Source organism: Chryseobacterium sp. KLBC 52 (assembly GCF_003347605.1).
In the GTDB taxonomy this organism is placed as follows: Bacteria; Bacteroidota; Bacteroidia; order Flavobacteriales; family Weeksellaceae; genus Chryseobacterium.
This window is the reverse complement of the sequence record NZ_QDFZ01000005.1, coordinates 212,424-228,724: the sequence shown is the minus strand read 5'-3', so window position 1 is coordinate 228,724 and position 16,301 is coordinate 212,424. Positions and strand designations below refer to the sequence as shown.

Below are 16,301 nucleotides of genomic sequence, written 5' to 3'. Positions count from 1 at the left end.
AATTTGAAAAAATAATACATCCACTATAGGATTTTCTCAAATCAACCCTGTCAATGACATAATAAATTGTCATACAAGATGTTTCTTTAGGAATGTGAAATAAAAAAAGATGAGCTCAATGAGCCCATCTTAATCCTCTACCATCTCAAAAAAAGAGACAGTTGAAATAAAAGCATTTACTAACGATTATATTGTAGCAATATACTGTTGGATCCTATTTTTTAATGAATTTCTGAGAAGATTTCCCTAAAGAAGTTTCAATATCAATTAAATAAGTTCCGCTTAGGAAGTTTTTAACATCAACCTTATCACCACTAACTTTAGCATTCATATTTCTTCCAAACATATCATAAACAGAAATTGATTTAATTTCCCCTTTTGTTTTAATAGTCAATACATCAGAAACCGGATTTGGATAGATGGAAGTTTCTGAGTTGGTTGTATCAACGTCTGCAGTGGAGAATGATAATGCACAAGGTGTTGTAATACTGCCATTTGGTTGAGTATTATATGCAAACTCAGTGACAGAATAATTTGAACCATTGGCACCAACGCTCACTTTGAAATAGCCGTTAATATCGTAGCCTTCGAATTGGTTTCTAAAACCAACATAGGCTGTTTTACCAGACCAGGTAGTATAGGTAGGAGTATACACATCCAGTTGTCCGGGAGTCCAAGTTGGATACCCTATATTATTTGCATTTGTTATAGTGGTACAGGCTGGAATTAAAGAGATATTCCGTGTTCCTGTTTGGCAAACTAATCCTTTCCAATAAGTTTCCAATTTTAATTGATTGGCTCCATAGTACCAGGCGCCATACCCTGCATCATCACTAAGCTCCGGGTTAATGATAAAATATTTCCAAGTTGCCCCTGAGTTGGTGGTTACTGTTGTTGGTGTTGGGTTGGCATAACTTTCCAGAGGATTTCCTTTAACTATTTTATAAGGATCTTTATAAGAAAAAGTTAAGGCCAAAGCTGTAGTTGATCCTAATGATGTTGTGCCCCCTGTTATAGCCGGATTCAGGAATGTAATTGATGAATTCAGGACCTGACTTTTAGAATGACTGGTTGCAGCACCATTGATGGTAAGTGTAGCTGTAGTAGGGCTTGTAACTACTATACTTGCAGTTAATCCTGCTGGCAATGAAGAAGTGAAATGGGTTCCTGAAGTAAGAGTTGTTCCATTTGGCAGGGCAAATGTTGTTCCGTTTAGCGTAATCTTTGATGCAGGGGCAGATGATACTGTTCCATCTAATGACACGGCTCCATTATTGTTTAAATTCTCTGTAAATGTACTGTTGCTAAGGGTCAGCCTGGGTGGCGTATTGGCAACTCCGGTTGCGGCCAAGTTGGCAGGCTGCCATAAATTCATTCGCGAAGGATGGTTTAATGCTGCCAGCATTCTGTTAACCTGTCCGTTGGTAAACATTTTATAACAGCCGGAAGAGCCATTGTATCCCATATAGTTTTCAACGTTTACTTTTTGTCCAAGACAATTGTTACCAGAGTTACATCCCAATCCGGAAGAAGTATTTTCCACAGGGGTGTCAGCCACTCCATCACCATCATTACCAGGGTTTGAAGTTGAACAAAGAACATTGAACGTGTGTTGAAGATTGAGCCAGTGCCCAAATTCGTGCGTGAATGTATCAGAAAATTCGTTTGAAGCTACTGTTCCTGCGGCATCAAATATATAACGCCCATTATACACAACTCTGGCCGTATTTACTGAAGTCATGTATGAATCCGGATACCATGCAACTCCTGATTGATATAAATCTTTATTAGCATATAAGTCATTTTGGATATATACATTCATATACTTTGAATTATCCCATGCATCAGCACCGATTTCTGCATCATATCCGCCTCCATTGCCATATCCGCCTTTGAAGGGGTGAAATACCACTCCGCTTGTTGCTTTTCCGGTTGGATCAATTTTAGCTAATCGGAATTCAATACTTAATGCTCCTCTGATAGATTGGAAATCAGGATCTACAGTGTTTGAATCAGTGTTAATTCCATTGAAATTTAGGTTGATTTGTTCCAGTAAGTTGACTACTTTTTGGTAATTTACTTTTACATTACTTTGAGATTCTCCATACACATGGAAAACAACGGGGATAATGTAGGTTGGATTATTGATAGACTTATCCACTGAATTTTTGTTTGATCTCATTTTTTTCATGAAATCTTGAGTGTATCTTTCAAATTTTTCATATTCAGCCTTTGATTCAGGATGCAGTTTAAAATGTTGTTTCATTATTTCATCTGCTTTACACTCATGAGGTCTTTTTTCTTGCGCAAAACCTATTATTGGAAATAGGGAAACAAGTAGTAGTAATTTAAATTTTTTCATAAATTTTGGATTTGGTTGTTAATAAATTATTTGGGTTTAATTTTGTGTGTTATGTGATGTTTTTTTAATTAAATCTTTCAGGGTTGAATATCTTTATCTCAACCGTTGGCTTTTCGTCATTGGCAAGTTCTGAAACTGTTTTTCCAAAAATAGGTCCTAAGCTTAATCCCATCATTCCGCCGCCGCCTGCAATAATGAGGTTTTTCAGTTGGGAAGACTGTCCTAAGTAGGGAAGTCCATCGGGTGCACAAGGTCTGTATCCGAACCAGATTTCAGATTCTTTTGGAGGTTCAACCTTGAAATCGGGTAAGTATTTGGGGATGGATTGGATGATTCCTTCTACCCTTTTCATATTAATTTTATCCTGATGGGAAGCCAGCTCCATCGTTCCGCCGAAACGGATCTGTCCGTTCATTGGGGTCACTGCTACTCTGGCTTCAAGTAATAAAGCGGCATGCTCTAATGTATTGAGAGGATTTTCCGGTTGGTGCATCAACGAATACCCTTTCCCGGGCATTAATTGAATTTTAATACCTGCTTTTTGGGCAAGCTCAGGTAAAAATGAACCTCCTGTCATGATAAATTGGTCGGCAGTAAATTCTTTACCGTTGGCAACAACTGTTTTAATCGTATTTCCAAAAGTTTTAAAGCCTGTTACCTGATGATGAGTATGGAAAATGACTCCCCTATTTTTAAGATAAGAGATCATTTGATTCATCAGTTTCGCGGGATTCATATGGCCGTCGCATTTATAATTGACCCCTCCAATGACATCCAATTGAACGTTAGGTTCGAGTTCCTGAATTTCTTTCTTATCCAGAATATCAACAGGTAACCCCATATTGATGGCTTTGTAAGCCAGTTCTATCTCTTCTTCCGCAACTTTCTCTGTTTTATAGAGCATTAGAATACCATTCTGGTTCAGCTCAAAATCAAATTCGTCTTTTCCTGCAATTTCATTATAAAGTCTGCTGCTTGCCAGGTTGAGATCCCGGATGGCTGACGCAGAGTAATCAACATGTTTCTGGTTGGAATGTTTCAAAAACTTCAATCCCCAGGAAACCAGCCTGGAATTGAGTGAAGGCCTTACATAAAACGGACTTTTACTGTCAAACATCCAGCGTATTCCCTGAGCAACGACTCCCGGTGCAGCCAATGGGGTAAAATGGCTAGGTACAATCATTCCTGCATTCCCATAGGAACAGTTGTTGCCAAGATCATTCTGTTCAACAATTTCCACCTGCCATCCTTTTTGTAAAAGGTAATACGCTGAGCTTAATCCTGCTATTCCTGCACCGATAATCAGTGCTTTTCCTTTATTCTGTGTCATATGCTTGTTTACATTACCTGAAAACCCTGCCAATAAGGATCTTCATCATCAATAATAATCTGATTATAGCCGGTAATTCTTGCCCAGCCTTCTACTGACGGAATAATGGCTGGTCTCCCATCTAAAGTAGCAGTCTCTTCAATTCTCCCGATAAACTGTGAACCAATATAGCTTTCATGAATAAATTCTTCCCCTTCTTTCAGTTTTCCCTTAGCATACCATTGAGCCATTCTTGCCGAAGTTCCTGTACCGCATGGTGAACGGTCTAAAGCATTTTCACCTACCAACACGGCATTTCTTCCGCTCGCATTAGGATCAGTAGGATTACCCGTCCACTGAATGTGGCTTAATCCTGTAATATGTTCAATTTCCGGATGGATGAATTCATATTTTTCATTGAGTAATTTTCGGATAATCTTTCCATAGTGGATGAGCTGACTGGCCGTAAAATCAGAGATATCTCTGAAGTTTTCCTGAGGATCTATAATAGCATAAAAGTTTCCGCCATAAGCGACATCAGCCCTTATTAAGCCAAGATCCGGACATTCAACTTCCAGGTTTTCAGCATACAGAAAAGATTTTATATTCGTCAGCTTTACAGACTTTACTTTTTTTCCTTCCTGTATATAATCGATGAGAATAAGTCCCGCAGGTGTTTCAAGACGTAATTTTCCCGGAATTTTAGGTACAACAAGTCCTTCTTCAATAGCAATGGTAACCGTTCCGATTGTTCCGTGTCCGCACATGGGAAGACATCCGCTGGTTTCAATATATAAAACTCCAATATCATTATTTTCATCTGCAGGAGGATACAGTATACTTCCGCTCATCATATCATGACCACGGGGTTCAAACATCAATCCTTTTCGTATCCAGTCGTATTCTTTCATGAAATGAAGTCGGCGTTCCATCATGGAATTCCCTTTTAAAATAGGAGCACCACCTGCAACAAGACGGACAGGACATCCACAGGTGTGAGAATCTATACAAAAAAATGTTCTGTTCATGTGGTTTGTAATTTTAATGATTCTGAATTCATTACTCCATCCACCATTCTGCTAATTTGTAACGGATTGTCATTCTTTAGTTCTTCCGGTAAAAATTCATCCGGCCAGTTCTGAAAAGAAACAGGACGAACAAAACGTTTAACAGCATCCGGTCCTACAGAGGTAAAACGGGAATCGGTAGTGGAAGGAAAAGGACCACCATGCTGCATGGCATACACAACTTCTACTCCTGTAGGCATTCCATTGAATAGTAGCCTTCCGCATTTATCTTTGAGAATATGGATTAGCATACTATTATCCCGTACATCGTCATGGGTAGCGGCAATAGTAATGGTTAATTGTCCTTTTAACTGTTGGGCAATCTTGATGAGTTCTTCGTCTGTTTCACACGCTACAACAATACCAAACGGTCCAAAGACTTCTTCACTCAATACAGGATTATTCAGGAAGGTCTGGGCATTGGTTTTTATCACTGAAGCGATTCCCTGATCATTTTCTGCGTCTGTATTTGATGAAGCTATCATTTCAACATCTGTCCGCTTTGTTACAATATTTTTGTTTTTTTCAAAACTTTCCAATATCCCTTTATGAAGCATTGTAGCGGGAGCCACGTTTTGAATTTCCTCTTTTAATGCATTGATAAAACGGTCAAGCGGTTTCCCTTTCAAAGCAATAAACACTCCCGGATTGGTGCAAAACTGCCCTGCTCCTAACGTTAAAGAAGTACTATATTCTTTTGCCAATGTTTCTGCTTTATTTTCAAGCAAGTTTTGAAAGGCAAATACAGGATTGATACTTCCCATTTCTGCAAATACAGGAATAGGACTTTCACGGCTGTTGGCAATATCAAACAGAGCCTTTCCACCCTGGAAAGAACCGGTAAATGCAACTGCCCTGATGTCTTTATGCTGAGTGAGATAAGCTCCGATTTCATAGGAAGTTCCGGTGATATGGCTAAAAACTCCTTCAGGCCATCCAAAGGCTTTAACAACCATACTTATAGCAGCAGCCATCATTTGTGAAGTCTGAGGATGTGCCGGATGCGCTTTTATAATGACAGGGCAGCCTGCACCGATAGCACTGGCAGTATCGCCTCCTGCAGTAGAAAATGCAAAAGGAAAATTACTGGCTCCGAAAATAACAACAGGTCCGATGCCTACATTGTATTTCCTGAGATCTCCTTTTTGTTTTTCAGGCTGGGCAAGATCAATTCGGGCTTCTGTATATGTCCCGGAAGCAACAGCTTTAGCATAGCTTCTCCATTGTCCTACAGTTCTGGCTTTTTCACCAATTAGTCTGGCTAATGGCAATGAAGTTTCGCTATGAGTAACAGCCAAAAGGTCTTCTCCCAAAGCTTCAATCTGATCAGCGACAGCATTCATAAATTCTGCCCGTTCAGTGACAGTGGTGTTTTTAAGAAACTGAAAGGCCTCAGCAGCCCTCTGGATTCTTTGATCAATATTTTGTGTTGATGTTTCTTCCATCATATTTGTTGTTCTGGTATTAATAATACAGGTCGACTAGCTCTGCCTTCTTCAATGATTTTTTGAATTCTTTCAGCTTCCTCTCCATGAAGTTCAAGACGTGGAGCTCTTACATACGGATTGCTTATTCCTTCTGCTGTTGCAGCGAGTTTAATATATTGGATAAGTTTAGGGTGAATATCCAGCTCCAGCAATGGCATAAACCATCTGTAAATTGCTACAGCTTTATCATATTCATAGGCTTTCACATGGTTGTACATCGTCATGGTTTCATTAGGAAATGCATCTACAAGACCTGCCACAAGACCGTCTGCTCCAAGCATCAGGGTTTCCAGACAAATAGTATCTACTCCTCCAAGAATTTTAATTCTTTTTCCAAAACGGTTGATCATTCTGGTTACGTTCGCCAGATCTCTTGTTGATTCTTTTACCGCCTGGATGGTCGGATATTCAATAAGCTCCTCAAACATTTCAAGAGAAACGTATATTCCATAATCTACAGGGTTGTTATAAATAAGGATAGGAAGATCTGTAGCAGAAGCCACTGCTTTAAAGTACTCAACAACTTCATGGTTATCAGCTTTGTAACGCATTGGTGGAAGAAGCATCAGGCCATCTGCCCCTAATTCTTTTGCTTTTTGGGCGAAGTTGACGGCATTTCTGGTCGTATTTTCAGAAAGATTGAGAATGACAGGAATTCTTCCCTGTGTTATCTTTTTGGCATATTTCAGCAGTTCAAATTTTTCCTCTGTTTCCAAAGCACTGGCTTCACCTAATGTTCCTGCAAGGATAATCCCGTGAACTCCTGCTTTAATCTGGGCTTCTGTATTGATGGCAAACATTTCAAAGTCTATCCCTCCTTCTTTTGTAAAAGGCGTTAATACAGCGGGATAAATACCTTCCCAGTTTAGTTTTGTACTCATATCAAATAATATTTATTCAAAACTAAGTGAATTTTAAAACGGTAAATGTTAATATTTTAATAGGTTCTAACCGTATTTTAACATGTTGTTTTTTATTGCTCTGTGGTAGCCTCTTTATAGTGTTTCAGATATTCTTTAGGTGAATATTTCATGATAGACTTGAAAACCCGGTTAAAATTAGTAAGACTATTGAATCCGCTATTAAAAGCTACAGAAGAAATGCTATACATGTTACTGGCTGTTAAAAGTCTGCAGGCACGCTGTACACGGAGCTCATTGAGATATTCAGTATAAGTAATGCGGGTACGTTTTTTAAAAGACCTGCAAAAAGCCTGAGGCGTCATACAGGCTTCTTTGGCGATGAGATTAAGGGTTAGTTTATGTTGGGTAAAATTTTTCTTGATAAAATTCTGTGCATCTATAATTCTTTGGTCAGTATCAGAAATAGGATCAGGCAGATTCTTTTCTGAAGATAACGGAATATGCAAATGCCTGTTTTGCATAAGATGGTTTAAAATCCTTATAAAATCTATAATCTGATCTACTCCTTTTGTTTTTTGCAGTGCAGCAATATCTTCTGCGATACTTTTTTTTAGTTTGGAAGCCACCTTGAACCCTACTTCTGAATGATTGATGAAATTTTTTAATTCCTCAAATTCCGGTAAGCCGAAAAATGCAGCGATCTTTTTATGAGGATCAAAGAAGATAGAGATGGCATGAACCTTCTGCTTTTCATTTTTATCAAAACTGCCCCTGAAAACATGGGATTGATTGGCTCCGAGATAGAAAATATCACCAGCCTCGAAATTAAAGAGATTCTGTTCTATAGCCAGTGTTCCATGCCCTCTAAGAATCCACATGATCTGTGTTTCTGTATGACGATGGAAATAAGGATAGAAATTAGGCATAATATCTTCCTGAATGCGGATACTTTTGTTGGTATCGGCCGGAACAGAAAACTGGAGACTCTTCATCATAATATGAATGTTTTACCGGGTTATTAGATTAGCATGGTTAAAATATTGCTGAAGTTAAGCAAAATATGAACATTGACTATCAGATTAAAATCCAAATTTTACATATTCTTATTTTTAATGAATAAAGTACTATAAATAGTACAAAATCGTAACTTTAAACTTTTAAAATAAAAAGTATTCATAATATATGTTTTCAGCACAAATTTATCAAGACAGAAGGTCAGTATTACAAAGAAGTGTGTCTAACGGAATCTTATTATTTCTGGGAAATATAGAGAATCCTGTAAACTTTGAACACAATCCTTATTATTTCCGCCAGGACAGTACCTATTTATACTATTTCGGAATTCAGGAACCCCGCATTGCAGCGATTATTGATATTGATGAGAATAAGACTATTGTTTTCGGAGATGAACTAAGTATCGATGATATTGTATGGATGGGCAGACAGGAAACCTTGAAAGAAAAAAGCCTGAAGTCCGGAGTGCAGGAAACTTTACCGTATGCTGAGCTTTCTCAATATATTATAAAAGCAAAAGCTTCAGGAAGAAAAGTCCATTATCTCCCACCTTATCAGTCTTCCAATAAAATTGTACTGGGAGATCTTCTTGGGATTAAAATTGCAGAACTGCAGCCCTCTGTGGAAATGATTAAAGCTATTGTAAAACAGCGTTCGATCAAAGAACCTCAGGAAATTGTACAGATTGAACAGGCTGTGAATGTGTCCAATGAAATGCATTTACTTGCCATGCGCGCAGCGAAGCCGGGAATGAAAGAATATGAAATTGCCAACGCGATCCAGTATCTTGCAGCCAATAAAGAATGTCAGATGTCTTATCCTCCTATTGTGACGATCAACGGAGGAATTCTGCATAATCATTATCGTCTTAATACCATGAAAGAAGGCGATCTTTTCCTGAATGATTCCGGAGCAGAAACCGCAATGGGATATGCGGGTGATCTTACCAGAACCTTTCCTGTAGGGAAGACTTTTACCACGAAGCAAAAGGAAATGTACGAAGTGGTTCTGAATGCTTTTAATCAAGCTCAAAACCTTTTAAAACCGGGAATCCGATTTAAAGATATTCACCTCAAAGCAGCACAGCATCTGGTAGAAGGACTTATCGATCTTGGATTGATGAAAGGTAACCCTGAAGATGCGGTAAAGAATCATGCTCATACCCTATTTTTTCAATGTGGACTCGGGCATATGATGGGATTGGATGTACACGATATGGAAGACCTTGGAGAACGGTATATTGGCTATACTGAAGACGAACCAAAAGACACCAAAACATTCGGATTGAAATCTTTACGTTTAGGGAAAGCTTTAGAGTCTGGTTTTGTAGTAACAGTTGAGCCTGGTATTTATATGATTCCGGAACTGATTGACATTTGGCAGGCTGAAAATAAAAACGCAGACTTTATTAATTATGATAAAGTAAATGAATACCGGAATTTCGGAGGAATCCGTGTGGAAGATGATTTCCTGATCACAGACAATGGGTACAGACTTCTGGGTAACGGATTGATCAAAACCGTTGAAGAAATTGAAAATTACAGAGCTGAACATTGAGCTTAATTCAAATAGAACTATGAAGAATATAAAAAAACTAACAGCTATTGCATTGTATTTCCTGTGCATGTCACCATTCGCGGCACAGAAGACACAATGGACTCCGGATGGCAACGCTTATTATTCATTTACTAAAAAAGGAGTGGAAATTGTTGATCTATTGCATCCCGGAAAAGATCAGCTCCTTTTAAGCAGCAGCGAGCTGGTTCCTGCCGGAAGTTCTGAAGCCTTACAAGTACAAAGTTTTCAGGTATCTCCTGATGATAAAAGTTTATTGCTTTTTGCCAATACAAAAAAAGTATGGAGAGATAATACCCGTGGAGATTACTGGATTTACGACAAAAATACCAAAAAGCTTACCCAACTGGGAAAAGGGTTACCTGCTTCCTCACTGATGTTTGCAAAGTATTCTCCGGATGGCAAAAAAGTCGCTTATGTATCTAAGCATAATATTTATGTTGAAGATCTTGCCAGCAATCAGCAGACTAAAATCACTACAGATGGTACAGACGGAATGATCAACGGAACTTTCGACTGGGTATATGAAGAGGAATTCGGAACTCAGGATGGTTTCAGATGGTCTCCCGATGGTAATAAAATTGCTTACTGGAAGCTGGATGCCCGTGGTACGAAAAACTTTCTGATGATCAATAATACGGATAGTCTGTATTCTTTTACCGTTCCGGTAGAATATCCAAAGGTGGGAGAAAATCCTTCCGGATGCAGTATCTGGTTTTATGATCTGGCCTCCAAATCTTCAAAGAAAGCTGATATTGCAGGAGATGAAATGCAAAACTATATCCCAAGAATGGAATGGGTGCTGGATTCTAAATCCGTTATTCTTCAGCAACTGAACAGAAAGCAGAATCAAAGTAAAATTATCGTAGCAGATGCCAATTCCGGAAGCAGTAAGGCGATTCATACAGAAACCGATGCGGCATGGATTGACATAAAAACCCGATGGAATGACAACGATCCAAAAGGCTGGGACTGGATTGATAATGGAAAAGAATTTTTATGGCTTTCTGAAAAAGACGGATGGAGACATATTTATAAAATAGATATGAATGGTAAAGAAACATTGATTACGAAAGACGCTTTCGATGTAATTAAACCGGAATTCTTTGATGTTAAGAACAAGCAGATTTACTTTTTAGCTTCCCCAAATAATGCCACTCAGAAATACCTGTACAAGGTAAGTATGAAGGGAGGAAAAGCCCAAAAAGTAACCCCTGAATCCTATACGGGTTCTAATACTTATACCATATCGCCTAACGGAAAAATTGCCATGTTTACGAATACCAGTGTCAATTCACTCTCAACAGGCTCTGTGGTATCGCTTCCGGAACATAAAGAACTGGTTGCAGCCAACAGGTCCGTAAAAGCAGATCCCGCAAAATCTAAAGCTGAATTTTTCCAGATTACCACACAGGATGGTATTACATTAGATGGCTGGGTAGTAAAGCCTAAAAATTTTGATCCTAATAAAAAATACCCGGTCGTTTTCTACGTATATGGAGAACCTGCGCTGCAAACCGTAACTGATGATTTTTATACCGGCTGGAATTGGTTATATGCCGGAGATATGGCTGAAGACGGTTATTTATATGTTTCTCTTGAAAACCGGGGAACACCTTCTCCCAGAGGAAGCGAGTGGAGAAAGTCTGTCTATCGTAAAATAGGGCAGATGAATATCCGTGATCAGGCGATGGGTGCGAAAGCTTTATTTGCAAAATGGCCTTATATCGATACTTCAAGAGTTGCCGTATGGGGCTGGAGCGGTGGAGGTTCTTCTACCCTGAACCTTTTGGGACAGTATCCTGACATTTATCAGACCGGAATTGCCATTGCACCGGTTGCCAATCAGTTATTCTATGACAATATCTATCAGGAACGTTATATGGGACTTCCGCAGGAAAACAGAGAAGATTTTGTGAAAGGTTCCCCGCTGGCTTATGCTAAAAACCTGAAAGGTAATCTTCTGTTGGTTCATGGAACAGGTGATGACAATGTACATTACCAAAATACGGAAGTTTACATTAACGAACTGGTAAAATACAACAAACAGTTTCAGCTGATGTCTTATCCTAACCGTAGCCACGCTATTAATGAAGGTGAAGGAACATCCCTGCATCTTACAACTATGTTTACCAGGTATTTAAAAGAACACTGCCCTCCGGGAGCAAAATAAATAATGAAAGTCTCACAATGATGTGGGACTTTTTTATTTTTTAAATGATTAAGAACCGTGTTCAGCATTACACAAAAATTCCCCGGATTGCTCCAGGGAAAAATAAGTGTCAAAACCTATAATTTTTTATAGTGGTGTGGAATGATGTTACATAAAAAACAACAATGGATATGCCAAATTACTCACTATTTTATGAGATGTGACTTTTTGTGGTATCTTTTGTTTGCTCAAGGTAGCTTCATTTCCTTAAGATTATTACTAAATTTGAGTAAATAATTTCTCATCATTTATGAAACTGCCTCTCTCCTATTATTCCAATCAGGATGTTCTTTTTCTGGCTCAGGACCTTTTGGGAAAAATACTTTATACAGAAATTAATGGTGAGAAAACAGCGGGTATCATTGTAGAAACAGAAGCTTATTTTGGTGTTAAGGATAAAGCATCCCATGCCTATGGAGGCAGACGGACAGACCGAACCGAAACGTTGTACAGTCATGGCGGAATTTCTTATGTGTATCTTTGCTACGGAATCCATCACCTTTTCAACGTAGTAACTTCAGTAGAAGACGAGCCTCATGCCGTTCTGGTAAGGGCTGTTGAACCTTTGATCGGTAAAGAAATTATGGAATTGAGGAGGAATATGCCTGCTTCAAAACCAGCCATTTCTGCAGGGCCAGGATCAGCGGCCAAAGCCCTGGGCATCGACCGTTCATTGAACCGAAAAGATCTTTCCGGACATGAAATCTGGATTGAAGATCATGGTATTTCATATACTCCGGATGAAATCGCTGCAGGTCCCCGTATAGGTGTTGCTTATGCACAGGAAGATGCGCTTCTTCCCTGGCGTTTTTTTGTGAAAGGAAATAAATATGTGAGCAAACCCAATGCGCTATAAATATAAATTTCAATAGTATCCTATTCTATTGAAAGTGTAGAACGTTTCATCTTCTCTAAAATACAGTCCATCTCTTTTTTTTGCCGGATCACTTAGTTTATATCATTGACAACGAATTGATAACGGTAACTTTGTAAAGTAAAAACAAATGAATTCTGTTGAATAGATTTCATTTTCAATATCATTAAAACATATAGTATGAACTGGATTGCATTAATTATCGCAGGAATTTTTGAAATCGGATGGTCTTTGGGGCTTAAACTTTCTCAACAGCCGGAAAATAATAAGTGGAGCTGGATCATTTTTTCAATTCTGTGCATGACTGTTAGCGGCGGATTTCTCTGGTTTGCTCAAAAAAGCATCCCTATAGGAACGGCATACGCTGTTTGGACAGGAATTGGTGCAGTGGGAACTTTATTGGTGGGGATTCTCTTTTTCCAGGATTCAGCCAGTATTTTAAGATTGCTCTCTGCTTTGTTGATTGTAGTGGGAATCGTTGGTCTTAAACTATTCTAATGATCAGCATTATTTTCTGTCGTGTAACTTTATTGAGTAATTTTTGCTAATGGAATATTAAATCTTTTTAATATTTCATTATTTAGTGATTTAATAAATACAATTTAGTATATTTACACTTGGATAAGACATAATAATAAATGCCCTCATAATCAGTAACCTGTCTCTATGAGATATTTTTACATGGTTATAACAAGATTCTAAGACACAAATGCTTCTATCTTTTTCAACTAAAAAGAGTGGTACAATAACTTACCACTCTTTTATATTATCTTCTGAAAACGATCCGTCGTCTTAATTCAGTGTCAGATTTTTCTTAATGAAATCTTCCAGTTCTTTGCCATGAAGGTTTTTAGCTACAATGGTTCCCTGCCCGTCTATAATAACATTAAAAGGCAGTTCATCTACTTCATAAAGCTTTGCTAGAGGGCTTTTCCAGAATTTTAAATCACTGATCTGTATCCAGTTGATCTGAAATCTGTCAATCGCTTTCTGCCAGCTTTCCTTATTCTTGTCTAAAGAAACACCCACTATTTCAAACTGATTATTCTTTATCTGTTCAGAATAAGTATCATACATCGTTTTCAGTTGTGGCTGTTCTTCTACACATGGAGTGCACCAGGTTGCCCAGAAATCAATCAGAACCAGCTTCCCTTTCAATGAAGAAAGAGAAAATGAAGTTCCATCTGCCCTGGCCATTGTAATTTCAGGAGCTTTCTTCCCTACTTCTATTTTGTTTTGAGCGGTAATATATCCTGAAAACAGGATAAAAAATAGCAGTTTAAAGCCGTTCTTCATATTAATCATTGGTAGGGTAATCTTTATCAAGCCAGTCTGTTTTGATATTTTTCGGAAGATTTAAAAGCTTTGCATTTTTGAAGCCCATTTCCATCAGCAAAGCAAATGCAGGACGAATATTGGGGCACTTTACAAAAGGACAGCATCCGCAGTAGATCACAATTTCTCTGTTCTTCGGAATATTTTTAAGATAATTTCTCAGCTTTTCCAGATTCTCAGGTTCATGCGTCGGTCCAATATCTACAGAACCTTTGATAATAGCTTCAGGCCCTACTGAAATAATCACCAGATCTTTTGTTTTATTTTTTTCAATTCTGGTAGCCAGTAACGCCGGATCCATCAGCTGGCTGTCTTTCCATGGATCTTGTTTTTGCTGTGCCTGACTGAAAATGGAACAGACAAAGCATGCAATGATAAACACATATTTCATTCTTCTATTTTTCACAAAGATAAGTTGAAAAGTTCGGAGTTCAGGGTTGGATTAGTCAAATAAAGCTTATTAAAATTTTTAAATTTAAACCGTGTAATGAATAATTTTATACATTTATGTGATATATTATTGAATATAAACACTTACCAATGGAAGAAAAATTCCAGCCAGATGCCATCATCATCGGAACCGGATTGGCAGGGCTTACTGCTGCTATGGAAATTACCAATGCCGGAAAAAAAGTACTGCTTTTGGATCAGGAAACAGAACAGAATATGGGTGGACAGGCATTCTGGTCATTCGGAGGATTATTTCTGATCAATTCACCCCAGCAAAGAAGAATGGGCATCAAAGATTCTTATGAGCTGGCTTTACAGGACTGGAAAGGAACTGCTGGTTTTGACCGTCCGGAAGATTATTGGCCCCGCCAATGGGCAGAAGCTTACCTGAAATTTGCTGCAGGTGAAAAATACAAATACATTTCCAAACTGGGAATCAAGCTGATGTTTATGGTAGGCTGGGCAGAACGTGGTGATGGTTCCGCAATAGGTCACGGAAATTCCGTACCCCGCTTTCATGTGAGCTGGGGAACAGGAACTGGCGTGATACAACCTTTTGTTGAAAAAGCTTATAAAGCTCAGGAAAAAGGACTGCTTCAGATGAAATTCAGACATCGGGTAACTGAAATTATTACAGAAAACGGTAAAATAAAAGGTCTTAAAGGTGATGTTCTGGAAAATGATACTCAGGAAAGAGGTGCTGCAACCAACAGAAACATAATCTCGTCTTTTGAATATACAGCTCCGAATATTATCATCGCTTCCGGAGGAATTGGCGCGAATCATGAATTGGTAAGAAAGAACTGGCCGGAAAGACTTGGCAAAGCGCCTGAAAATATGGTTTGTGGTGTTCCAGCTTATGTGGACGGAAAAATGATAGGCATTGCAGAAAATACAGGCGCTCATATCATCAATCCGGACAGAATGTGGCACTACACCGAAGGCTTACAAAACTGGAATCCTATCTGGCCCAACCACGGAATCCGCATATTGCCCGGGCCTTCATCGCTATGGTTTGATGCTAAAGGTGAACGTCTCCCCGCTCCTTTTCTTCCGGGATTTGATACCTTGGGGACTTTACAGTATATCCAGAAAACAGGGTTTTCCTATTCATGGTTTATTCTTACCCAGAAAATTATCAAAAAGGAATTTGCCCTTTCAGGCTCGGAACAGAATCCGGATATTACGAATAAAGATTATGGGCTTTTTCTGAAAAGGATTTTTGGTAAAAAAGCACCCGGACCTGTAGAGGCTTTTAAAGAGCACGGAAAAGACTTTATTGTATCAGATAACCTGGAAGATCTGGTTAAAAGAATGAATGAACTGGCAGGAAATACCCTGTTGAAATATGAAAACATAAAATCTCAGATTGAAGCCAGAGACCGTGAATTGGACAATAAGTTTTCAAAAGACACTCAGGTTAATTACATCCGGAATACCAGAAATTATTTAGGGGATAAATTGGGACGTGTTGCTGCTCCGCATAAGATCTTAGATCCTGAAAACGGGCCTTTGATTGCTGTACGTCTTAATATTTTAACCCGAAAAACATTGGGTGGAATAAAAACCAATCTGAATGGTCAGGTGCTGAGAGAGGATGACAGTATTATTGAAGGACTCTATGCTGCAGGAGAAGCGGCGGGCTTTGGCGGTGGCGGAATGCATGGCTACAGAGCTCTGGAAGGAACATTTTTGGGAGGTTGTATCTTCTCAGGAATGAAAGCCGGACAATATATTGCCGAACTTTAAAATT

13 protein-coding genes are annotated in these 16,301 nt (G+C 38.7%); 5 read left to right on the top strand and 8 right to left on the bottom strand.

Annotated elements, in window-relative coordinates; genetic code table 11:
• Positions 1 to 214: 214 nt before the first annotated feature.
• From DDF69_RS07370 to DDF69_RS07345, 6 genes are all read right to left on the bottom strand, one after another.
• Positions 215 to 2,182 (bottom strand): zinc-dependent metalloprotease, encoded by a 1,968-nt coding sequence (locus DDF69_RS07370; RefSeq protein ID WP_162800884.1) that lies wholly within the window; start codon positions 2,180 to 2,182, stop codon positions 215 to 217.
• A gap of 244 nt (positions 2,183 to 2,426) precedes the next feature.
• Positions 2,427 to 3,692 (bottom strand): NAD(P)/FAD-dependent oxidoreductase, encoded by a 1,266-nt coding sequence (locus DDF69_RS07365; RefSeq protein ID WP_114820209.1) that lies wholly within the window; start codon positions 3,690 to 3,692, stop codon positions 2,427 to 2,429.
• A gap of 8 nt (positions 3,693 to 3,700) precedes the next feature.
• Positions 3,701 to 4,699: a 4-hydroxyproline epimerase gene (locus DDF69_RS07360; RefSeq protein WP_114820208.1), complete on the bottom strand. Its 999-nt coding sequence runs from the start codon at positions 4,697 to 4,699 to the stop codon at positions 3,701 to 3,703.
• Positions 4,696 to 6,186 (bottom strand): aldehyde dehydrogenase (NADP(+)), encoded by a 1,491-nt coding sequence (locus tag DDF69_RS07355; RefSeq protein WP_114820207.1) that lies wholly within the window; start codon positions 6,184 to 6,186, stop codon positions 4,696 to 4,698. The genes DDF69_RS07360 and DDF69_RS07355 overlap by 4 nt, the downstream gene beginning before the upstream one ends.
• Positions 6,183 to 7,106 carry a dihydrodipicolinate synthase family protein gene (locus DDF69_RS07350; protein WP_114820206.1) on the bottom strand — a complete coding sequence of 308 codons (924 nt, stop codon included), beginning with the start codon at positions 7,104 to 7,106 and terminating at the stop codon, positions 6,183 to 6,185. Before DDF69_RS07350 ends, DDF69_RS07355 begins: the two co-directional genes overlap by 4 nt.
• Positions 7,107 to 7,198: 92 nt before the next feature.
• Entirely contained in the window at positions 7,199 to 8,083 is an 885-nt protein-coding gene (locus DDF69_RS07345) for an AraC family transcriptional regulator (RefSeq protein ID WP_228411943.1), read from the bottom strand.
• A gap of 187 nt (positions 8,084 to 8,270) precedes the next feature.
• On the opposite strand from DDF69_RS07345, the gene DDF69_RS07340 reads away from it, so the two are divergent.
• The 4 genes from DDF69_RS07340 (at position 8,271) to DDF69_RS07325 (ending at position 13,261) form a co-directional block, all read left to right on the top strand.
• Positions 8,271 to 9,659 carry an aminopeptidase P family protein gene (locus DDF69_RS07340; protein WP_114820205.1) on the top strand — a complete coding sequence of 463 codons (1,389 nt, stop codon included), beginning with the start codon at positions 8,271 to 8,273 and terminating at the stop codon, positions 9,657 to 9,659.
• A gap of 19 nt (positions 9,660 to 9,678) precedes the next feature.
• Positions 9,679 to 11,850: a S9 family peptidase gene (locus DDF69_RS07335; protein WP_114820257.1), complete on the top strand. Its 2,172-nt coding sequence runs from the start codon at positions 9,679 to 9,681 to the stop codon at positions 11,848 to 11,850.
• Positions 11,851 to 12,139: 289 nt separating this feature from the next.
• Complete coding sequence (locus DDF69_RS07330) at positions 12,140 to 12,745, top strand: DNA-3-methyladenine glycosylase (protein ID WP_114820204.1); 606 nt, start codon at positions 12,140 to 12,142, stop codon at positions 12,743 to 12,745.
• 198 nt (positions 12,746 to 12,943) lie between these two features.
• Positions 12,944 to 13,261 (top strand): DMT family transporter, encoded by a 318-nt coding sequence (locus DDF69_RS07325; protein ID WP_114820203.1) that lies wholly within the window; start codon positions 12,944 to 12,946, stop codon positions 13,259 to 13,261.
• Positions 13,262 to 13,555: 294 nt separating this feature from the next.
• Here the strand turns inward: DDF69_RS07325 and DDF69_RS07320 are convergent, their stop codons facing one another.
• Together DDF69_RS07320 and DDF69_RS07315 are read right to left on the bottom strand one after the other, a co-directional pair.
• Positions 13,556 to 14,059 (bottom strand): TlpA family protein disulfide reductase, encoded by a 504-nt coding sequence (locus DDF69_RS07320; protein WP_228411942.1) that lies wholly within the window; start codon positions 14,057 to 14,059, stop codon positions 13,556 to 13,558.
• Between the two features lies 1 nt (position 14,060).
• Positions 14,061 to 14,504: a rhodanese-like domain-containing protein gene (locus tag DDF69_RS07315; RefSeq protein WP_228411941.1), complete on the bottom strand. Its 444-nt coding sequence runs from the start codon at positions 14,502 to 14,504 to the stop codon at positions 14,061 to 14,063.
• 134 nt (positions 14,505 to 14,638) lie between these two features.
• Between DDF69_RS07315 and DDF69_RS07310 the strand changes: the two genes are divergently transcribed.
• Positions 14,639 to 16,297 carry an FAD-binding dehydrogenase gene (locus DDF69_RS07310; RefSeq protein WP_114820200.1) on the top strand — a complete coding sequence of 553 codons (1,659 nt, stop codon included), beginning with the start codon at positions 14,639 to 14,641 and terminating at the stop codon, positions 16,295 to 16,297.
• Positions 16,298 to 16,301 lie beyond the last annotated feature (4 nt).